The sequence below is a fragment of the Geobacillus sp. TFV-3 genome (genome assembly GCF_009901865.1).
Lineage (GTDB): Bacteria > Bacillota > Bacilli > Bacillales > Anoxybacillaceae > Geobacillus > Geobacillus thermoleovorans_A.
The window spans coordinates 819547-839885 of record NZ_MPSP01000001.1; the positions used below are offsets into that span (position 1 = coordinate 819547).

The 20339-nt window shown below is 52.9% G+C and carries 21 protein-coding genes, 1 pseudogene, 1 riboswitch and 1 other annotated feature; of the genes and pseudogenes, 16 read left to right on the forward strand and 6 right to left on the reverse strand.

Features of this window, described 5'->3' with window-relative positions; translation table 11 throughout:
* Nucleotides 1-6 precede the first annotated feature (6 nt).
* Together BJQ97_RS04115 and BJQ97_RS04120 are read left to right on the forward strand one after the other, a co-directional pair.
* The gene (locus BJQ97_RS04115) at nt 7-492 is read left to right on the forward strand and encodes a dUTP diphosphatase (protein WP_160155605.1); all 486 of its coding nucleotides are present in this window, start codon (nt 7-9) and stop codon (nt 490-492) included.
* Between the two features lie 92 nt (nt 493-584).
* A complete protein-coding gene (locus tag BJQ97_RS04120; protein ID WP_160155606.1) occupies nt 585-1670 on the forward strand; it encodes a M42 family metallopeptidase in 1086 nt (361 codons plus the stop codon).
* Between the two features lie 31 nt (nt 1671-1701).
* Here BJQ97_RS04120 and sspI read toward each other — a convergent pair whose 3' ends face one another.
* Entirely contained in the window at nt 1702-1911 is a 210-nt protein-coding gene (gene sspI / locus BJQ97_RS04125; protein WP_160155607.1) for a small acid-soluble spore protein SspI, read from the reverse strand.
* A gap of 355 nt (nt 1912-2266) precedes the next feature.
* Here sspI and BJQ97_RS04130 point away from each other — a divergent pair, with 355 nt between their 5' ends.
* The 6 genes from BJQ97_RS04130 to pheT all read left to right on the forward strand — a co-directional run bounded on the left by BJQ97_RS04130 (nt 2267) and on the right by pheT (nt 8600).
* Nucleotides 2267-2974 carry an HI0074 family nucleotidyltransferase substrate-binding subunit gene (locus BJQ97_RS04130; protein WP_160157535.1) on the forward strand — a complete coding sequence of 236 codons (708 nt, stop codon included), beginning with the start codon at nt 2267-2269 and terminating at the stop codon, nt 2972-2974.
* 135 nt (nt 2975-3109) lie between these two features.
* Nucleotides 3110-3634 carry a peptide-methionine (S)-S-oxide reductase MsrA gene (gene msrA, locus BJQ97_RS04135; RefSeq protein WP_013144533.1) on the forward strand — a complete coding sequence of 175 codons (525 nt, stop codon included), beginning with the start codon at nt 3110-3112 and terminating at the stop codon, nt 3632-3634.
* Entirely contained in the window at nt 3631-4386 is a 756-nt protein-coding gene (locus BJQ97_RS04140) for a TrmH family RNA methyltransferase (protein WP_160155608.1), read from the forward strand. The genes msrA and BJQ97_RS04140 overlap by 4 nt, the downstream gene beginning before the upstream one ends.
* A gap of 41 nt (nt 4387-4427) precedes the next feature.
* Nucleotides 4428-4799 (forward strand): coiled-coil domain-containing protein, encoded by a 372-nt coding sequence (locus BJQ97_RS04145; RefSeq protein ID WP_160155609.1) that lies wholly within the window; start codon nt 4428-4430, stop codon nt 4797-4799.
* Nucleotides 4800-4853: 54 nt separating this feature from the next.
* Nucleotides 4854-5089 (forward strand) — a binding site (T-box leader).
* A gap of 40 nt (nt 5090-5129) precedes the next feature.
* A complete protein-coding gene (gene pheS, locus BJQ97_RS04150; protein ID WP_160155610.1) occupies nt 5130-6164 on the forward strand; it encodes a phenylalanine--tRNA ligase subunit alpha in 1035 nt (344 codons plus the stop codon).
* A gap of 21 nt (nt 6165-6185) precedes the next feature.
* Entirely contained in the window at nt 6186-8600 is a 2415-nt protein-coding gene (pheT, locus tag BJQ97_RS04155; RefSeq protein WP_160155611.1) for a phenylalanine--tRNA ligase subunit beta, read from the forward strand.
* Between the two features lie 301 nt (nt 8601-8901).
* Here the strand turns inward: pheT and BJQ97_RS04160 are convergent, their stop codons facing one another.
* Nucleotides 8902-9825, reverse strand: a complete 924-nt coding sequence (locus tag BJQ97_RS04160; protein ID WP_160155612.1) for a helix-turn-helix transcriptional regulator — start codon at nt 9823-9825, stop codon at nt 8902-8904.
* 137 nt (nt 9826-9962) lie between these two features.
* Here BJQ97_RS04160 and modA point away from each other — a divergent pair, with 137 nt between their 5' ends.
* The 4 genes from modA to BJQ97_RS04180 all read left to right on the forward strand — a co-directional run bounded on the left by modA (nt 9963) and on the right by BJQ97_RS04180 (nt 11920).
* Nucleotides 9963-10754 (forward strand): molybdate ABC transporter substrate-binding protein, encoded by a 792-nt coding sequence (gene modA, locus BJQ97_RS04165; protein WP_160155613.1) that lies wholly within the window; start codon nt 9963-9965, stop codon nt 10752-10754.
* Between the two features lie 48 nt (nt 10755-10802).
* Nucleotides 10803-10865, forward strand: a riboswitch (Fluoride riboswitch).
* 45 nt (nt 10866-10910) lie between these two features.
* Nucleotides 10911-11300, forward strand: a complete 390-nt coding sequence (locus BJQ97_RS04170) for a fluoride efflux transporter FluC (RefSeq protein ID WP_160155614.1) — start codon at nt 10911-10913, stop codon at nt 11298-11300.
* Nucleotides 11300-11650 carry a fluoride efflux transporter CrcB gene (gene crcB / locus BJQ97_RS04175; RefSeq protein ID WP_160155615.1) on the forward strand — a complete coding sequence of 117 codons (351 nt, stop codon included), beginning with the start codon at nt 11300-11302 and terminating at the stop codon, nt 11648-11650. The genes BJQ97_RS04170 and crcB overlap by 1 nt, the downstream gene beginning before the upstream one ends.
* A gap of 81 nt (nt 11651-11731) precedes the next feature.
* On the forward strand, nt 11732-11920 hold the full coding sequence (locus BJQ97_RS04180; RefSeq protein WP_160155616.1) for a hypothetical protein: 189 nt from the start codon (nt 11732-11734) through the stop codon (nt 11918-11920).
* 34 nt (nt 11921-11954) lie between these two features.
* Here BJQ97_RS04180 and BJQ97_RS04185 read toward each other — a convergent pair whose 3' ends face one another.
* Nucleotides 11955-12206, reverse strand: a complete 252-nt coding sequence (locus BJQ97_RS04185; protein WP_328717960.1) for an alkaline phosphatase — start codon at nt 12204-12206, stop codon at nt 11955-11957.
* Between the two features lie 89 nt (nt 12207-12295).
* Here BJQ97_RS04185 and BJQ97_RS04190 point away from each other — a divergent pair, with 89 nt between their 5' ends.
* The 4 genes from BJQ97_RS04190 (at nt 12296) to BJQ97_RS04205 (ending at nt 17453) form a co-directional block, all read left to right on the forward strand.
* Nucleotides 12296-12748: a MarR family winged helix-turn-helix transcriptional regulator gene (locus BJQ97_RS04190; protein WP_160155617.1), complete on the forward strand. Its 453-nt coding sequence runs from the start codon at nt 12296-12298 to the stop codon at nt 12746-12748.
* Nucleotides 12745-15909 carry an MMPL family transporter gene (locus BJQ97_RS04195; protein WP_160155618.1) on the forward strand — a complete coding sequence of 1055 codons (3165 nt, stop codon included), beginning with the start codon at nt 12745-12747 and terminating at the stop codon, nt 15907-15909. Before BJQ97_RS04190 ends, BJQ97_RS04195 begins: the two co-directional genes overlap by 4 nt.
* A 352-nt stretch (nt 15910-16261) precedes the next feature.
* Nucleotides 16262-16795 (forward strand): matrixin family metalloprotease, encoded by a 534-nt coding sequence (locus tag BJQ97_RS04200; protein WP_160155619.1) that lies wholly within the window; start codon nt 16262-16264, stop codon nt 16793-16795.
* A gap of 31 nt (nt 16796-16826) precedes the next feature.
* The gene (locus BJQ97_RS04205; RefSeq protein WP_160155620.1) at nt 16827-17453 is read left to right on the forward strand and encodes a hypothetical protein; all 627 of its coding nucleotides are present in this window, start codon (nt 16827-16829) and stop codon (nt 17451-17453) included.
* Nucleotides 17454-17690: 237 nt separating this feature from the next.
* On the opposite strand, the pseudogene BJQ97_RS04210 reads toward BJQ97_RS04205, so the two are convergent.
* The 3 genes and pseudogenes from BJQ97_RS04210 to BJQ97_RS04220 form a co-directional block, all read right to left on the reverse strand.
* Nucleotides 17691-18746 (reverse strand): annotated as a pseudogene (locus BJQ97_RS04210) (RNA-guided endonuclease TnpB family protein).
* A 252-nt stretch (nt 18747-18998) separates the two neighbouring features.
* Nucleotides 18999-19499, reverse strand: coding sequence for a VanZ family protein (locus BJQ97_RS04215; protein ID WP_160155621.1), 501 nt, complete (start codon nt 19497-19499; stop codon nt 18999-19001).
* Between the two features lie 135 nt (nt 19500-19634).
* Complete coding sequence (locus BJQ97_RS04220) at nt 19635-20027, reverse strand: hypothetical protein (RefSeq protein WP_160155622.1); 393 nt, start codon at nt 20025-20027, stop codon at nt 19635-19637.
* Between the last annotated feature and the right edge of the window lie 312 nt (nt 20028-20339).

A 20339-nucleotide genomic window follows, 5' to 3' on the forward strand; every position in this document is an offset into this window, starting at 1 on the left:
GAGAGAATGAATTGGCCTTTGCTTTACGAAATGCAGCGCACCTTGGATCGGCGCATTGAAACGGAGCATGGCTTGATGGAGGAAGATTTGTTTGCGCGCAAGCAACTCGCCTTTCTTGTTGAATTAGGCGAACTCGCGAATGAGACGCGCTGTTTTAAATTTTGGAGCATCAAACCGCCCGAGCCAGCCGAGCGAGTGCTTGAGGAATATGTCGACGGCTTGCATTTTTTATTGTCGCTTGGGCTTGAGTGCGGCTTGTTTTATGAAGGCAAGGAAGCCCCGTCGGCAGCGCGGCCGCTTGTCGAGCAGTTTCTCGCCGTGTTTCGCGCCGCTGAGCGTTTTAGGGAGACGAGAGCGCGAGCGGAATATGATGCGCTGTTTGCGGAATATTGGCGGCTTGGCGTCGCGCTCGGGTTTTCTTCCGACGACATCGAGGCGGCGTACCGGAGGAAAAATGAAGTGAACCACAAGCGGCAAAACGAGCGCTACTGATCTTTTTTTCGGGCGGCGAATGATTCGTTTTGCCAATCGTCAGCCTTTTCAAGTATAATAAAAAGTGGACAAAACTAGAAAGGGGTGCCAAGATGGCGAAGTTGGACGAAACATTGACGATGCTGAAAGCGCTGACCGATGCGAAAGGCGTCCCTGGCAATGAGCGGGAAGCGCGCGATGTGATGAAGACATACATAGCTCCGTATGCAGATGAAGTGACAACGGACGGCCTCGGCAGTTTGATCGCCAAAAAAGAAGGGAAATCGGGCGGGCCGAAAGTGATGATCGCCGGCCATTTGGATGAAGTCGGGTTTATGGTGACGCAAATCGACGACAAAGGATTCATCCGCTTCCAAACGCTTGGCGTCTGGTGGAGCCAAGTGATGCTCGCCCAGCGCGTGACGATCGTGACGAAAAAAGGCGACATCACCGGCGTCATCGGTTCGAAGCCGCCGCACATTTTGCCGCCGGAGGCGCGCAAAAAACCGGTGGAAATCAAAGATATGTTCATCGACATCGGCGCGGCAAGCCGCGAGGAAGCGATGGAGTGGGGCGTCCGCCCGGGCGATATGATCGTGCCGTATTTTGAGTTTACGGTATTGAACAATGAAAAAATGCTGCTCGCGAAAGCATGGGACAACCGGATCGGCTGCGCGGTCGCAATCGATGTGCTGAAACAGCTGAAAGGCGTTGACCATCCGAACACGGTATACGGCGTCGGCACGGTGCAAGAGGAAGTCGGGCTGCGCGGCGCGCGCACGGCCGCCCAGTTCATTCAGCCAGATATCGCGTTTGCCGTTGACGTCGGCATCGCCGGCGACACGCCGGGCGTGTCGGAAAAAGAGGCGATGGGAAAACTCGGCGCCGGCCCGCACATCGTTCTGTACGACGCGACGATGGTGTCGCACCGCGGCTTGCGCGAATTTGTCATCGAAGTGGCGGAAGAGATGAACATTCCGTACCATTTTGACGCCATGCCGGGCGGCGGCACGGACGCCGGGGCCATTCACTTAACCGGCAACGGCGTTCCGTCGCTCACGATCGCGATCCCGACGCGCTACATCCACTCGCACGCCGCCATTTTGCACCGCGACGACTACGAAAACACGGTCAAGCTATTAGTCGAAGTGATCAAACGGCTTGACGCCGACAAAGTGAAACAACTGACGTTTGAGTAATGGAAACACCGGCCGAATCGGCCGGTGTTTGTCATTGTTTAACCGCCAGCTCGAGGGTTGTGAGCATCATGTCTTTTTGCTGCTCATTGGCGTGTGTCCAAATCGCTTCAAAGAGGACGCCGAGGCCGGGCAAATATTTTTCCTCGCCACGTTGGATTGCGTCTTCGATCGTATGTTCCAGCTGTTCTTTCGAATTGTTGGCGACATTGTGCATAATCGCCTTCCGCAAGTTTAAATCCATCTGTCTCACCTCGTTGGCCGTATTGTACACCGTTATCCTTTGCCAATGGCGGCGGATTTATACATGGAGCGGCTCTCGTATATGGTATAATAAGAGGAAAAACTATATAGATGCAATTTGAAGTTTTACCATTTGCAGCTTTTATCGACTGTCGGGCGACCGAACAACGCCGCTTCCAGACCCATATATGGGCCTTTGAAGCAGGTGGTCGTTCGGTCTTCCGTCACGCTTTGGCGCGACGGGGCAAGCCTGTGGCTTGCCTTCGACAGTCGAAAATGGACAAACCGCTTTTCCGTCAAGGATATGTTAAACTTCTTCGTTGCATCTATATAGACCGAAAAGAGTGATGGCGACGATGGCTGCGAAGCCGCTCTATGGATTGGAACGAACGGTGTTTCGCCAACTGCTCCATCTATTTTCCCGTTATGCTGATGTCATTGAAAAAGTCATTTTGTTCGGCTCAAGAGCACGAGGAGATTATCAGGAAGGATCGGATATCGATTTGGCGATCAAATTTCGAAAGCCGGGAGGCCCGCTGTACCTCCTGCAATCGGACTTGGATGAACTTCCGATCATTTATACGATCGATGTTGTTGATTACAATCAAATTCACAACGAGCAGCTAAAAATGAATATTGACCAAGAAGGAAAGACGATTTTTCAAACGAACGAGCACGGGAAGGTGATGGTCACGATGAGCCGGTTGGTGGATCGGTTTCACGATTTCGAACGGGCGCTCGTCAAACTTCGCCAAAGTGCCGCAAGAGACGTCAAAACGGATGATCTCGTTTTGGATGCGACCATTCAGCGATTTGAAGTCACGTACGAACTGGCATGGAAATGGATGAAACTTTACTTGGAATATCAAGGGTATGCCGAAGTGACAAGTCCGCGGAAAACGATTCGCGAGGCGTTTCGGGAAGGGTTGATTCAAGACGGAGAGACATGGCTTCGCATGCTGGAAGACCGCAACCGGACGTCCCATACGTATGACGAAGAAACCGCGATGGACATTTACCGCTTGCTTGACGAAATGAAACAGCGGCTTGACTCATCGACATGAGCGGCTGATGGGCAGACGACAAGAGATGGCGCTCAGCCGTATGGTGGAAAGCAGTCACGGCTTGGTCTTGGGTGTGAGGCTCACATTTTTGCTATAATCAAAATGAAGAAACTTGACGCATGAGGTGACGACACAATGGAAAAAGCGACATTCGCCGGCGGCTGCTTTTGGTGCATGGTGACGCCGTTTGAGGAGCTCGATGGCATTTACGGCATCGTCTCCGGCTATACAGGGGGACATGTGGAAAATCCAACGTACGAGCAAGTGAAAACGGGTACGACCGGCCACTACGAAGCGGTGCAAATTACGTTCGACCCGGACGTGTTCCCGTATGAGCGGCTGCTTGAGCTGTATTGGTGCCAAATCGACCCGACCGATGACGGCGGCCAGTTTCACGACCGCGGGCCGCAATACCGGACGGCGATTTTTTACCATAACGAAAAACAGCGCCAGCTCGCCGAGCAGTCGAAGCGGGCGCTCGAGGAAAGCGGGCGTTTTTCGAAGCCGATCGTGACAAAAATTTTGCCGGCGACGACGTTTTACCCGGCGGAAGAGTATCATCAAAACTACCATAAGAAAAATCCGGAGCATTACAAACAAGACCGCGCCGCCTCCGGACGCGACGAGTTTATCGCCAAACATTGGGGGACGAAACGGTGAAGCGGATCGAATCGCCGAAAAACGCGCGCGTCAAACAATGGAAAAAATTGTTGACGAAAAAAGGGCGCGATGAGACCGGATTGTTTTTGCTTGAAGGGTTCCATCTTGTCGAAGAGGCAGTGAAAAGCAACGCGCCGCTTGTTGAACTGATTGTCGATGAACAGACGGCCGTCCCGCCGGGGTGGAATGTCACTGGCGTTCCAGTCACGATCGTGACCGAAGCGGTGATGAAGGCGGTCAGCAGAACGGAAACCCCGCAAGGAATCGCCGCCGTCTGCCGGCAGCTGTCGTACGAGCTTAAGGGCGTGAAGACGGCTTTGCTCATTGACGCTGTGCAAGATCCCGGCAACCTCGGCACGATGATTCGCACCGCCGATGCCGCCGGCATCGATGCCGTCATCCTCGGTGAAGGATGCGTCGACTTGTACAACCCGAAAGTCGTGCGGGCGACGCAAGGGTCGCTGTTTCATCTTCCCATTGTCAAAGGCGATGTGGCGGAATGGATCGCGCGCTTGAAGGAGCAGGACATTCCGGTGTACGGCACCGCCTTGGAGAACGCTGTCGATTACCGCACCATCCCCCGGTCGTCTTCGTTCGCCCTGCTTGTCGGCAACGAAGGAGGCGGCGTCCGTCCCGAACTGCTGGGTCTCACGACCGAGAACGTGTACATCCCGATTTATGGCCAAGCCGAGTCGCTGAACGTCGCCGTCGCGGCCGGAATTTTGCTTTATTCCTTGCAGGCGGTGCGGTAAAATAGAAAAGAAAATGAATCGGACAAGGGGGACGGAGACGGATGGATGACGAACTGCGGGCATTGTTGAACGCGGTGCTTGAGCGTCTTGATGTTCAAGGAGCCTACATCGAACAAATGCGCATGGACATCGTCAAGCTGCAAGGAAGCGTGAAACAACTCGAAGACAAAGTGGACCGCATCCAAAACGATGTCGATACGATGAAACGGGATATGGACGCGATGAAAAAAGATATGGACGCGATGAAAAAAGATATGGATTCCATGAAAAAGGACATGTTTGGAGTAAAAAAAGATGTCGCGGCGCTCAAGGAAGGGCAAGTGCGGCAGGAAAAGATTATGGAGCGCCTTGCCATCCGTTCGATTGAGCAGGAAGCGGAAATCGATGAGCTGCGCAAAGAAATTTCCGCCTGACCTTGCCTTTGCCTGCCTATTTGCGTATAATGGATAGCGAAATTTCCCATACGGACAACAACGATGACGGAGAAAAGTAGCTTGCTGTTCGCCATCCAGGGAGAAAACGCCGTAGACTGGGAGCGTTTTTATGGCCGAGGCAAGTGAAGTTCACCTCCCGAGTTGGCACCGGGACCATCCCGACGACGGATGTAAAGGTGTTCCGGCTTTCGGCCGTTATCGCAATGAAGCGAACAGCACATTTGTGCTGTTAACAAGGGTGGTACCGCGAGCAACAACTCGTCCCTTACTGGGGGCGGGTTTTTTATTTTTGATACAGGAGGGACTCAAGTGAAAGAACGGCTGTACGAGCTGAAACAAGAAGCGCTTCGCCGAATCGATGAGGCGAAAGACGTCAAAGCACTGAACGACGTGCGCGTCGCCTATTTAGGCAAAAAAGGGCCGATCACCGAAGTGCTGCGCGGCATGGGGGCGCTGCCGCCCGAGGAACGTCCGAAAATCGGGGCGCTGGCCAATGAAGTGAGAGAGGTGATCCAACAGGCGCTCGAGGCGAAACAAGCGAAACTCGAGCAAGAGGAAGTCGAGAGAAAATTGGCCGCCGAAGCGATCGATGTGACGCTGCCGGGCCGGCCGGTGCGGCTTGGCAATCCACATCCGCTCACGCGCGTCATTGAAGAAATTGAAGATTTGTTTATCGGCATGGGCTATACGGTCGCCGAAGGGCCGGAAGTGGAGACTGACTATTACAACTTTGAGGCCCTCAACTTGCCAAAGGGGCATCCGGCGCGCGATATGCAAGACTCGTTTTACATCACCGAAGAGATTTTGCTTCGCACCCATACGTCGCCGATGCAGGCGCGAACGATGGAGAAACACCGCGGGCGCGGGCCGGTGAAAATCATCTGTCCGGGGAAAGTGTACCGCCGCGACACCGACGATGCGACCCATTCGCATCAGTTTACGCAAATTGAAGGACTTGTCGTTGACCGGAACATCCGGATGAGCGATTTAAAAGGGACGCTGCGCGAATTTGCCCGCAAGCTGTTTGGCGAAGGACGCGACATCCGTTTCCGGCCGAGCTTTTTCCCATTCACGGAACCATCGGTTGAAGTTGACGTCTCTTGCTTCCGCTGCGAAGGGCACGGCTGCGGCGTCTGCAAAGGCACGGGCTGGATCGAAATTTTAGGCGCCGGCATGGTGCACCCGAACGTGCTTGAGATGGCCGGTTTTGATTCGAAAACGTACACCGGCTTTGCGTTCGGCATGGGGCCGGAGCGGATCGCCATGTTGAAGTACGGCATCGATGACATCCGTCATTTCTATCAAAACGATCTACGTTTCTTGCGCCAATTTTTGCGTGTGTAACAGAAAAAGGAGGGGTTTTCCATGCTCGTGTCTTATCGTTGGCTCAACGAGTATGTTGATTTGACGGGCGTAACGGCCAAAGAGCTCGCCGATCGCATCACGAAAAGCGGCATCGAAGTCGAGCGGGTCGAGGCGCTAGACCGCGGAATGAATGGAGTCGTCATCGGCCATGTGCTCGAGTGCGAACAACATTCGAACGCTGATAAACTGCGAAAATGCCTTGTCGATCTAGGCGAAGGCGAGCCGGTGCAAATCATTTGCGGCGCCCCGAACGTCGCCAAAGGGCAAAAAGTCGCTGTGGCGAAAGTCGGAGCGGTGCTACCGGGCAATTTCAAAATCAAACGGGCAAAATTGCGCGGCGAAGAGTCCAACGGCATGATTTGTTCGCTCCAAGAGTTAGGGGTTGAGGCGAAAGTTGTGCCGAAAGAATACGCCGACGGCATTTTCGTCTTCCCAAGCGACGCGCCGGTCGGCGCCGACGCATTGGAATGGCTTGGGCTTTATGACGAGGTGTTGGAGCTCTCCTTAACGCCGAACCGCGCCGATTGCTTAAGCATGATCGGCGTCGCCTATGAAGTCGCCGCCATTCTCGGCCGCGAAGTAAAGCTGCCGGAAGCGGCGGTCAGCGAAAACAGCGAACATGTCCATGATTACATTTCCGTCCGCGTCGAGGCGCCGGGAGACAATCCGCTGTACGCCGGGCGGATCGTGAAAAACGTCCAGATCGGCCCGTCGCCGCTTTGGATGCAGGCGCGCTTGATGGCTGCCGGCATTCGCCCGCACAACAACGTCGTGGACATCACGAACTACATTTTGCTTGAATACGGCCAGCCGCTCCATGCGTTTGATTACGACCGCCTCGGTTCGAAGGAGATCGTCGTCCGCCGGGCGAGAACGGGCGAAACGATCGTCACGCTTGATGATGTCGAACGGAAGCTGAGCGAAGAGCACCTCGTCATCACAAACGGCCGCGAACCGGTCGCTCTAGCGGGCGTGATGGGCGGGGCGAACTCGGAAGTGCGCGGCGACACGAAAACCGTCTTCATCGAAGCGGCGTACTTTACGAGCCCGGTCATCCGTCAGGCGGTGAAAGACCACGGGCTGCGCAGTGAGGCGAGCACCCGATTTGAAAAAGGAATCGATCCGGCGCGGACGAAAGAAGCGCTCGAGCGCGCCGCCGCTTTGATGGCCAAGTATGCGGGTGGTGAGGTCGTCGGCGGCATCGTCGAAGCCAACGCGTGGCGTGAGGAGCCAGTGGTGGTGACGGTCACGCTCGAACGCATCAACAGTGTGCTCGGCACAGCGATGACGAAAGAGGAAGTCGCCGCCATTCTTTCGAACTTGCAATTCCCGTTTACGGAGGACAACGGAACGTTTACCGTCCATGTCCCGTCGCGCCGCCGTGACATTGCCATTGAGGAAGATATCATCGAGGAAGTCGCCCGCTTGTACGGCTATGACCATCTGCCGGCAACCTTGCCGGTGGCTGAGGCGAAACCAGGCCATCTCACACCATATCAAGCGAAGCGCCGCCGCGTCCGCCGCTATTTGGAAGGGGCCGGCTTGTTCCAAGCCATCACGTATTCACTCACGAGTCCGGACAAAGCGCCGCGCTTTGCGCTCGAGACGACCGAGCCGATCCGCTTGGCGCTGCCGATGAGCGAAGAGCGGAGCGTTCTTCGGCAAAGCTTGATTCCGCATTTGCTCGAAGCGGCGAGCTACAACCGGGCCCGCCAAGTCGAGAACGTCGCCTTGTACGAAATCGGCTCTGTCTATTTGGCTCGCGGGGAACACGTCCAACCGGCGGAAAAAGAGCGGCTTGCCGGCGTCATCACCGGCTTATGGCACACCCATTTGTGGCAAGGAGAGAAAAAAGCGGCTGACTTTTATGTCGCAAAAGGCATCTTAGACGGCCTGTTCTCCTTGCTTGGCGTTGACCACCGCATCGCGTACCGCCCGGCGAAGCGCGCTGATTTGCATCCGGGACGGACCGCCGATATTTGGCTTGACGGAACGGTCATCGGCTTTGTTGGCCAGCTCCATCCGGCCGTGCAAAAAGAATACGATTTGAAAGAAACGTATGTGTTCGAGCTTGCTTTGGCCGAGCTGTTGAACGCCGAAAGCGAAGCGATCCGCTACGAGCCGATTCCGCGCTTCCCATCGGTCGTGCGCGACATTGCGTTGGTCGTCGACGAGGACGTCGAAGCCGGCGCCTTGAAGCAAGCGATCGCCGAAGCCGGGAAACCGCTCGTCAAAGACGTTTCCCTCTTTGACGTCTACCAAGGCGACCGTCTGCCGGACGGGAAAAAATCGCTCGCCTTCTCGCTCCGTTATTATGATCCAGAGCGGACGCTCACGGACGAAGAAGTCACCGCCGTCCACGAGCGGGTGCTCGCTGTGGTCGAGAAGCAATTTGGCGCCGTTTTGCGCGGGTAAAACGAAAAGCTGTTCCAAAAAGCGGCTCGCTTTTGGAACAGCTTCTTTTTTGGATGGATGGCATAGAATCGAAGCAAGGAAATGGGATTCGGAAGGTTCCGCTGAATCATCGCCTGATGTCCAAAACATATAGATGCCATTTGAAGCTTTCACATTTGTCGCTTTTCCCAAGCATTTGATCGACTGCCAAGACGTGACGGAGGCAGGCCTTGGCAGTCGAAAAAATGGACAAGCGGTTTTTCCGTCAAGGAGATGGTAAACGTTTTCGTTGCATCGATACAGATGCGGTTGTGCTGCCCTGTCAGCCGCGTTCGGCGATGATTTGCCCGGTTTGCGACACATCGTATCCGCCGAGCGCTTCGAGTTCGGCGCGGAATGAATCGGAGCGAAGCACGTTCAAGACGGCGGCGATGAGCGGTTCGTTCTCCGGCGTCCGCAGCATGACGACATCATACTGCTCTTTCATCAGTGGAATGAATTCGACGCCGGCCATTCGCGCCACTTTTTCCGTGCCGATGCCGACATCAGCAAGGCCCGCCGCCACCGCTGAGGCGACGCTTAAGTGGCTTGTCTCTTCCCGTTCATACCCGCGAATAGCGGACGGCGACAGCCCATGCAGGCGCAGCTGTTCATCCAAGAGCACACGCGCCCCCGCTCCTTTTTCCCGGTTGACGATCGTGACGTCGCTCCTTCCTAAGTCGCTCCACGTTTGGATGCCGCGCGGATTGCCTTTTGGCACGTAAAACCCGATCGGCCTGCACATCAAGTTCGCCATGATGTACGCATGCCCTGTCAACAGCTTTTCAACATACAGGCGGTTGTACTCGCCCGTTTGCCCGTCAAACAAATGCACGCTGACGATGTCACATTGCCCTTTGTATAGAGCGATCAATCCGTTGAGGCTGCTCGTATAGGTGCGAAGCGATTGATAAGGGCCGCCTTTTTCGAGATGGACGCCAAGCAAATCGAGAGCCATATCTTGACCGCTGATGATGATGGGGCGAAGAGCGGCTTCGGTCGGCCGCGAAACGGCAGGGAAAACGGTGCTTCCCTCCCCTTTTTGTCCGGCGATGTACCGCTCGAGATCATCGGCAGTGACCCGCATTTGCCGCCCGACGCGAAAGGCGGGCAGCTTTCCTTTTTTCACTAAATCGTACACCGTTAGTTTTGACACCCTTAATAAGGAAGCGATTTCTTCGATCGTGTATGACCGCGGTTCCGGCATCGTTCGATCCTCCTTTCTTCCATTGTAGCGCAAAGAGAAAGATGTGAAAAAATTTTTTCTTTCCTAACTATTTATCGTTATTTATAATTAGATATCATTACATATAACATAAATTGTTGGAGAAAAGGGGGATTCACATGCGAAAAATGGCATGGCTCGTCGCGGTTTTCTTGTTGTTCGGCTTGTATGGCTGCGGCGCCGGTCCAAAAGAGGGCGCCCATCAAACGAAACCGGCGGAGAACGCAGAGTTGACGGTTTCCGCCGCGGCCAGTCTGCAAGAAGCGCTGGAAGAAGCGAAAACGGCGTTTGAACGAAAGCACCCGAACATCCGCATCCAATATAATTTTGGCGCGTCGGGCGCCTTGCAAAAACAAATTTCCCAAGGGGCGCCGGTCGACCTCTTTTTCTCCGCGGCCGCCGAGCCGTTTGAGGAACTGAAAAAGGAAGGACTGATCGATGCCAAACACGAAAAAACCGTGCTCGCCAACGAGCTGGTGCTCATCGTTCCGAAACAAGGAGAAGGGGCGATTCAGTCGCTCGATGACATCACCCGCGCCAAACGAGTGGCGATCGGCATCCCCGAGTCGGTGCCGGCCGGCATGTACGCGAAACAAACGTTGGAGAAGGCGGGGCTGTGGGAGCAAGTGAAACCGAAGCTCGTCTATGCCAAGGACGTTCGTCAAGTGCTGACGTACGTGGAAACCGGCAACGTCGACTCCGGGTTTGTGTACCGGACGGACGCGCTCGTGTCGGACAAAGTCAAGATCGCCGCCGCCGTTCCGGATGGCATGCACGACCCGATCGTCTATCCGCTTGGCGTCGTGAACAAAAGCCAACATCTTAAAGAGGCGGGGGCGTTTTACGATTATTTGACGAGCGAACAGGCGCTCCAAATATTCGAACAACACGGGTTCCGACCAAGCCGTTGAATCTGCTTCCCATCGGGAGGGGATATATGGTAAAATAAAGGCGATGCCAATCGAATAGGCGATGGAGTTCGCCATAACCGCCGGCTTCCGGCTGATGACTCCTGCTGCGGATAGAAGCGGCAGGAGTTTGTTCATTTTTGGAAGGGGGGATCCTCATTGGTCTATTTCGCTGTCGGCATCGCCGGCATGATCGGCGCGCTTGTCCGCTATGGCCTCGGTTTGGTTGTTCCCGCCGCCGCCGTCGGCGGCTTTCCGCTCGGGACGCTTTTCATCAACTGGACAGGCTCGTTTTTGCTCAGCTGGCTCACCGTCTTCTTCACCCGTCGACCCGCGTGGCCTCCATGGCTCAAAACAGCGGCGATGACCGGCTTTGTCGGTTCGTATACGACGTTTTCGACGCTCAGCGTCGAATGTGTGGAATTGATGGAACAAGGGCGCTTTGGCATGGCGGCTGTTTATATCGCTGCCAGCCTGTTTGGCGGCCTGTTGGCCTCATGGGCTGGATATGCCGCCGCTCAACTGGAACGGAAGGAAGGGATTGGATAATGTATACACCGCTGTTTGTGGCGATCGGCGGTTTTTTCGGCGCCATGGCCCGCTATATCGTCAGCCGCTGGGCGGCTCGGCGTTCGCCGCGTTTTCCGCTCGGGACGCTCATTGTCAACTTGCTTGGGTCCTTCTTGCTCGGCTGGCTCGCCGGAAACGGCGCCGCCGATGCCGCAAAACTGCTTGTCGGCACCGGCTTTATGGGCGCGTTCACCACGTTTTCGACTTTGAAATGGGAAAGCGTGCAGCTGATCCAGCAACGCCAATGTGTGAAATCCATGGCCTATTTGGCAGTCACCTACTTGTTTGGGGTGTGGCTCGCATGGGTCGGTTACCACGCCGGGCGGTGACAGGCAACAATGAAAAACGGGCTCTATTTCTTATCGGGGGAGAAAAGGAGATCGTTGTTCTTTGATCGAGAGGAGGTCTAGATGGCAGAAATTGAAGAAAGGTTCAAGACGTTGCGATATTTTGTTGATGGCTACTACAACCAATCGATCGATGATGATGAGTTTGATGATAGGATTCGCGATTTTTTCACTTGTCTTTGGGCAATACGCGTCGGTCAAATGGATCAAAACCGTTTCCTCGCAAACGATTCGTTCGCGGGGAAACGGTGATCGATGAAGGACAACGGCCGAAACACGGATGGCGTTATCTTTTGTTTTTTCCAGACAATAATTGTTCGAGAATGTCATGAATGCGCGTATTTTCATAAATGCCGGTGAATCGATCCGCTCCCGGACCCATGGCGGTCAACGGCACATCGGCGGTGGTGTGGCTCGTTGTCGTCCAGTCAAGGGCGAACGTTTGCGAAGAACGGGCGATGGCAAACGGACCGTCTTCGCTGGAGCTCCTTTGGCAACATCCCTTGTTGACTTTTTCTTTTTCCTTTGGTATCATCAAAATAGTTCAATTGTTGAACTAAATAATAGATCGCCATGCGAAGTGCATCCCATCGCTCGTTCCATCATTGAACGAATGGAGGTGAATTGATGGAGAAGCGAAACATCGATGAGTGGATCGACCGCTATTTGTCCGTGTCGTTTCTTGTGATGAAACGCGGAGCGGCGCTTGTCAAAGACAGCCTTTGCGAAGAGATGACGCACGATCAATATTATTTGCTTCGCTATATTCGCCGGCGGGGGACGTGCACATCTACGGAACTGGCCGCAATGTTCGGCGTGAACAAAAGCGCGGTGACGGCGATGACGAACCGCCTCGTCGACAAAGGTTGGCTGCGCCGCGACCGCGATGAGAGAGACCGGCGAGTCGTCGTTTTGTCGCTGACGGAACAAGGGGAAGCATGGATCGCGGAAATGGACCGAAACGTCTATCGGCTCGTGGAAGAGGTGATCGCTCGTTTCCCTGAAGAAGAAATTGAAACGTTCATCCGCACGTATGAACGGTTGGCCCGCGTGCTGCAGGAGGTGGAAGAAGCGAAATGAGGGCGATTATCAAAGGAAGATGGTTCGTGCTTGCGGCGTGGATCATCATCGAGGCGGTGCTCATGATGACCGCGCCGAACATGGGCGAGCTTGTCCGCGAAAAAGGGCAGCTGAGCGTGCCGGACGGCTACTCGTCGTCATTGGCGGCAAAATTGATCAAAGAGGCAAACGGCCAGGAAAACAAACAAAATGAACGCTCCGCGGTGCTTGTCTTTTACAAAAAAGGCGGGTTGACGGCGGGTGATAAAAAAGAGATTGAACGGGCGGTGAACGCGCTCGAAAAGAAAAAAGAGGAACTTCATGTAACGAACATCGTCTCGCCGTTTGCCAACCGGGAGCTGGAAAAAGAACTCGTTTCCAAAGATGGGACGACGATGCTCATTTCGGTAAGCATCGACCCGGCCGGGCGGACGGCGAAGCAATTGACCGACGCCCTGTATAAAGCGGTCGATGGCGTCAAGGTCGAGCATTATTTCACCGGCGGCTGGATGATCGATGAAGATGTCGTGACGAGCTCGCAGGAAGGCGTGAAGAAAACGGAAGGGATCACCGTCGTCTTTATTTTAATTGTCTTGCTGGCGGTGTTCCGCTCGCCGGTGGCGCCGCTTATTCCGCTGCTCGCGGTCGGGGCGACGTATGTCGTCTCGCAGTCGGTCGTTGCCTTTTTGGTGGATCAGGTGAATTTCCCGCTGTCGACGTTCACGCAAACGTTTTTAGTCGCGGTGTTGTTTGGCATCGGGACCGACTACTGCATTTTGTTGCTGAGCCGGTTTAAAGAAGAACTGGCGAAACGCGGCGACCGGGTGGAAGCGATCGTCGCCACGTACCGGACGGCTGGGAAAACGGTGGCAGCGAGCGGCATTGCCGTCATGATCGGCTTTGCGGCGATCGGTTTGTCGACGTTTAAGCTGTACCAATCGGCGGCGGCCGTTGCCGTTGGGGTGGCGGTGCTGCTTGTGGCGCTCGTGACGCTTGTGCCGTTTTTCATGGCGGTGCTTGGCGAAAAGCTGTTTTGGCCGGTGCGGGGGAAGCTCGAGCATGGGCAAAGCCGGCTTTGGCTCGCGGCTGGCCGATTTGCGTTCGCCCGTCCGCTTCTGGCGCTGGCGATTGTCGCCGTCGTGACCGTGCCGGTGTTGGCGGCGTACAATGGCAAGCTGTCGTTTGATTCCATGGAAGAGATCGGCGATCATTATCGCTCGGTCAAAGCGTTTGACATCATTGCCGAGCATTTCAATCCGGGAGATGCCATGCCGACGCAAGTGGTATTGAAAAGCAAAGAGCCGCTTGATTCGGAAGAAGGGCTGGCGTTGATTGAGAAAATGAGCCGCGAGATCGAAACGGTTGACGGCGTGGCGAGCGTCCGCTCGGCGACGCGCCCGACGGGTGAGCCGATTCAGGAGCTGTTTGTTACGGAACAGGCGAAACAGCTGAAAAACGGCCTTGGCGCCGGCAAAGAGGGGATTGAGAAAATCGGCTCCGGCCTCAAGACGGCAAGCCAAAAGTTGTCCTCGTCCGCTCCGCAGCTGAAGCAGGCGTCATCCGGCATCGGCCAGCTCGTCTCCGGAACGGAGCGGCTTGAAGACGGCCTGCGCCAGTTGCAAACCGGCCTCAGCCAAATTGAACAAGGGGTGCGCCGGGGAGCGATGGGCGCCGGCGAGCTGAAAAAAGGCTTAGCGACGCTTCGCGACAATGCGAAAAAGCTGCAGGAAGGAGCGAATCAGCTGCTTGACGGCTACAAGCAGGCGGAACAAGGACTGTCGGCGCTAAACGGCCAGTACCGGCAAATCGAAGCGGGATTAAAGGCTGTCGCCGATCAGCTCGCTGCCGTGCAGACGATGCTCGGGCAAGTCGAACAGTCGCATCCGGAACTCCGCCAAGATGGGCAATACCAACAAGCGAAAATGACCGTCGCCGCCCTGTCCGGCCAGACGAAACAAATGGCAGACGGCCTGTCGCGGTTGAACGGGGCGCTTGAGCAGGCGCGCGCCGGTTTGGCGAAAGCGAACGAATCGTTCGGCCAACTCGCAGCCGGCCAGGCGGCGGTGAACGGCGGCTTGGATCAAGTGATCCAAGGGCTTGATGAGCTCGAAGCCGGATTGACGAAAGCGGCCGACGGCCAAAAACAGGCGGTGGACAAACTGCCGCAATTCTCGGCCGGACTTGAGAAAGTGAACAGCGGACAGCGCCAATTGCTTGAACATTTCTCCGCCCTTGACGGCCAGCTTGGCCAGCTCGTCGACGGCCTGGACCAAAGCGCGTCCGGCCTCCGAAAAGTGGCTGGTGGTCTCGGAACGGCAGAGACGTACTTAGCCGATTTGTCATCGGCGCCGGAGAAAGAAATGGCGGGCTGGCACATGCCGAAAGAGGCACTTGAAAGCAAAGAGTTCGCGCAAGCGAAAGACGCGTATATGTCGAAAGACCGCCGCATCGTGACGTTCGATGTCATTTTGAACGAAAACCCGTATTCGACATCGGCGCTCGGCCGCATCGATGACATTCGAGCCGCCGTTAAACGCGTGGTGAAAGGAACGAAATGGAAAGACGCGACCATCGCTGTCGGCGGCGTCACAAGCACGTACGCCGACCTGCAGGCGATTTCGAACGCGGACTATAAGCGGACAGCCGTCCTCATGTTAATCGGGATCGCCATCGTGCTGGCGGTGCTGCTCCGTTCGCTTATCATGCCGCTCTATTTGATCTTGTCGCTCGTGTTGACATACTACACATCGATGGCCGTCACCGAACTCATTTTCGTCAACGGCCTCGGCTATGCCGGTTTGAACTGGGCGGTGTCGTTCTTCGCCTTTGTGATGCTGTTGGCGCTCGGCATCGACTACAGCATCTTCCTCATGGACCGGTTCAACGAATACCGGGGCCGTCCGGTGAAAGAGGCGATGCTGTCGGCGATGGGCCATATGGGGACGGTCATTATCTCCGCCGCCGTCATTTTAGGCGGAACGTTCGCCGCGATGTATCCGTCCGGCGTCCTGTCGCTCTTGCAAATCGCGACGATTGTGCTGACGGGGCTTCTGCTTTACGCCCTCGTCATCCTGCCGCTCTTCGTGCCGGTGATGGTCCGCACGTTCGGCCGCGCGAACTGGTGGCCGTTCCGGCAGCCGGTGATTGAAGCGGACGGACTGGAACAACAAAAAATCAGTTAGGAAGGCGAGTCAACAAGGGTGTCCCAAGAGACCGGGACACCCTTTCTTATTACTGTATGTAGCAACAAAATGGTCGATAAAAAACAATATGTTCTGTTTGGTTTAAGGGGCATTACTCTCTTGGGTCAGCCCCTTTTTCTTAGTCCTGTACGCAGGTATAAAAAGAAAGCGAGGCGCTCTGTTTGATTCAACAGGAACGTATATTCCATGTACACTGTCTAGTTGTTTTCCCTGATTCTTTCCCCCGTGAATGCGGATAGTATGGCGCATGGAGAAGAGGGTTTTTGTTTAAATATATTGAATATTATTTATTTTTTGTTAAAATGGTTATAAAATATTGAATGCTGGATTGATGAAAATGAAGTTGGGGAAAATCGCCGTTCTATTCTCGGTAATGTTAGCTATTTTGATAGCACCGCTAATGGTGCGCGCCTATGTTTTAGAACCTTACTATTGGAAGAATGGAGTAAGCGGCCTCACGTATAAATGGGGAAGCAATCTTCAAACTCCCGGCACGGTGATTCGGACGGCTTTTGAAAATGCCCTCTCCGATTGGAATGGAACGCCAACCCCCGTTTGGTTTTCCTACAGCAGCAGTTCTTCCAACACGCTTAACTCCTACTATGTTTCCGATTCTTCCGAATATGGTGTTTGCAACATCACGTATTCAGGCAGTGAGATACTCCATTTTACAGCTATGGTCAACGCAGGGAATATCAATATCGGAAAAAGTAACGTGGCTCGGAGTGCAGCCGGGCATGAATTAGGACACGGAATTGGACTAGATCATTCCACAGCGACAGCGATTATGAATTCGAATCGTGATCGGACGCGCATCTATACTCCACAGCAGGATGATATTAATGGTGTGAATGCAAGATATTAATTGTTCATCTATCCATGGGGAGGAGAAGAGGATGAAAAAAATGGCGATGTCCATCGTGACGATTGGTGTTATCTTTATCGGCGGAGTCGTCTATTTCATAAAAGATGGAGGGAATACCGATAAACAAATAGGGTCTGCCGACGTAACCAAACAGACTCATACCTTCAGCCATTCTGATCGCCCAAAATATACAAATATAAAGGACTTGGGTAAGGCGTCCGACTGCATCTTTGTCGGAACTGTTGAAGGAGTGGCTGGCACACGAAATTTGGCGCGCAATCCAAACGATCCAGTCGAAGAAGCTCCGAATATTTATGTTGAAGGAGTGGACTATAACGTAAAAGTGATCGAAGTCTTGAAAGGGAAAGCAGATTCTCATGTTCTTGTCACGGAACAAAAGCAAACGAAGTTAGGCAAGGACGAGCCGATGGTTGTGGATGAGCATTACATCGGTTTGACATCCGGACAAACCTATATCTTTTTTGTCAAAAAATCGAATTTGACCGGCCGCTATTACAGTGTTGGAGATCCGTTTTTCTTTGCCCTTGAGAACAACCAAGTGGTGCTAAAGACGAAAGAAAAGGATTTGCTGGAGATTTATAAACCTGAAGAGGTAAAGGCGTTCAAAGCGAGAGTGAAAGAAGCAGTGGAGGAATGACGTTTTCGTTTCCTCCACTTATTTTTATCAAGAGCGATTCGATTTCACAAGCATATTTTTCCGCTTTTGCCCAATTTGACACTCCACACGCTTAAAGGGCGTGGGATTCTTGGGTCGTTCGCGTCCTCATCCATTTCTGGTTCAGACAACGCCCAAGTTCAGGGGTGTGTCATCACCCCGTCCCATCGGGTTAAGTTGTACCCCAATGGGCGGCGCACCTGTGACCAGTGCGCGAGGTTAGGCGGCGAAGCCCGAAATCGCTTTGGCGATGTTGATCGCGCCATTCAAGTCGGCGTGGATGGTGTATCCGCATTTTTTACACGTAAAGTGGATGCCATTGCGATTTTCCTTTTCCCGATGTCCACATTTACACGTTTGGCTCGTATAAGTCGGATTCACCCACTCGACCCGAATGCCCGCCATTTCCGCTTTGTAGGCAATCATCGTTTGCAGTTGATGGAACGCCCATGAATGAAGATTTCGTCCTGCTTCTTTGGCCGAAGCGGCTCGTTTCCGAATCCCCGCCAAATCTTCCATCCGAATCACGCCAACACCGTTGGCAAGGGCAAAACGGACGATTTGACGGCTGATTTTATGGTTCATATCCTTCATCCAACGGGACTCTTTACGGCCGATTTTGCGAATCATATGAAGCTTCTTCGCTTGGCCCAACGTTCGCCGCAAAGCCGCATATCGCCGGCGCACAAAGGCGCATTGGCTCCCTTTGAAAAACCACGATTTCGTCCCTACGCTGGCAACGGCGATATAGCGAAGCCCAACGTCAACCTCCATCACCTTTGTTTCGTGCCGCGGCTTGACTTCAAATGCGACCGCAATCGCCAAGCACCATTTCTTTCTCTTTTTGTAGAGCTTGGCCGCCCCTTGTTTGGCGGTTCCATGGATCAGCCGATCCAGCCATGCCTCTTGATAGGGGCGCGTGACGACAGGCACGCCAATTCGCTTCTCCAGTGTGGGGAAGGAAACCGTGTAGAACGCTCCTTTCTTTTCCACCTTTATGTTTTGATTGTTAAAGCAACACCAACATGTTCGGAACTTCTTTGCCTTTTGTTTTTTCTTTTGGGACTTCACTTCTCGAATCGTTTAATTCGCGATAGCAGAAGGAAACTTTTGTGACGAAAAGTCTTTGAATATCTTGCTCGTCGCTTTGTTTAACCCAGGATGATGCCATAGCCAATTCGCAAATTCTGTGTTCCATTCTGTCATTCGCTCGTACATTTCCTGCTTGGCTTTCGTTGGGTTGTGCAGTTCCAGCCTGAGTGTAATCGTCGGCATGGATTCACCCCCTTTTCTTTTGAGATTCCACATCGCGTTCAGTTGTTTTCGTTCTTCGATATTGTTGTTCCATATATCAATTATATCCGTTTAATAAGGGGAAAATGAATTTTGCGTTTATTAGTTTGGCAAGGGAACAGATTTTGAGGAGCACACATGCAAAACAGAGAGCCATGTTATGACTCTCTGTTTCTACAACTCTCGACAATCCTCGGGGGCGTGACAGGCACGTATCTTAACGAACGACTCATATTAGTTAGTCGAGTTGTCCGCTGAATTGGGAAGGTGGAAAGATTGATCCTTCTTTTCCCTTATCAAAACAAAATATAGTTTTATGGTTGCCCATCCAACCAAACCACCAATGGAATTTAATATAAAATCGTCTACGTCCGCTACTTTGTTTGGAATTCCAGTTAAACAATTAATGAGTAATTGGGTCAATTCAATGCCCAAACTGACGGAAATGACGACAGTCAAAGTTCGAAAAAAGCCTGTGCTGCGTTTTTTCAATAGTCCTATTAAAATCGGCAACGGGAGAAGGAGAACAATATTCCCCACGACTTGCAAAAGGTTGCCTTGCTTCCACGCAGAGATAATGGTTTGAAACGGGATCAACTGATAATAGTATTTCCAAGGCATGTCCGGATAGCTTGTTTTATCAAAGCTGATCGTTATCGGGAGTAAGGTCAGTTTGACAACAGACAAAGAATAAAATATCGTAGTTGAGACAAAAAAGAGTTGTTTAACGGTCATATTCGCTTTCCTTTTTTTTAAAATGAAGCAAGTGATACCGCATAATATGACAAAAACGATCATAAATAACGGTGGATGTAAGTCAAATGAGAATCCAATCGTTTTCATGCATGTCACCAATCCCGGTTCATGAATTTACCAACTGTAATCAATTTTTACTTTTCCCTCAAATAAGATCCCGGTGAAGTTTCTGAATCTTATATAATATTTACCGGAACCTGAACCCGATTTATAAAGGGTGACGCTATCCACTTCTGTTGATGAAACCGTACCGCTATCAATATCAGAATCTCCAAAGAATCCTTGTTTCTTTAGATATAAAGTCATGGTTGTTCCTTTTAATCCTTTTGATGGATATGTTGTCACAACAAACTTTGGCGTCGCACTTGCATCAAACGTGCGGCTGTTAAGCCCTCCGGTCAAACTGTACGTCGATTCGTACGTACCGCTTGCTGCAAAAGCTGTCAATACCGAGGAGAATAAAACAACAGCTAAAAAACTGAAAGCCAATATTTTTCTAAACATCATAAAACCTCCTTTTTATACTTCATGCTTTGATCCAAAATACATCACCAATGATTGAGAACACAGGAATTAGCCGGCCGGCTTCACCCTTACTGTACCAAAAATAAAAGAAAAAACATCCGTATTTTCCGCAAAATTCATTACGGAATACCTCCTTTTTGTGCAAAAATTTATCATTCCAAACCGAGAAGACCCCCACTTCTACGCGTGAGTGGAAGTGAGGGATGAATCGGCATTCGCTATCACTCTCTCTTGCCTTCAACGAACAAAAGATGTAAAATAGAGGGTAGAACAAATGTTCTGAAAGGAGGGAGG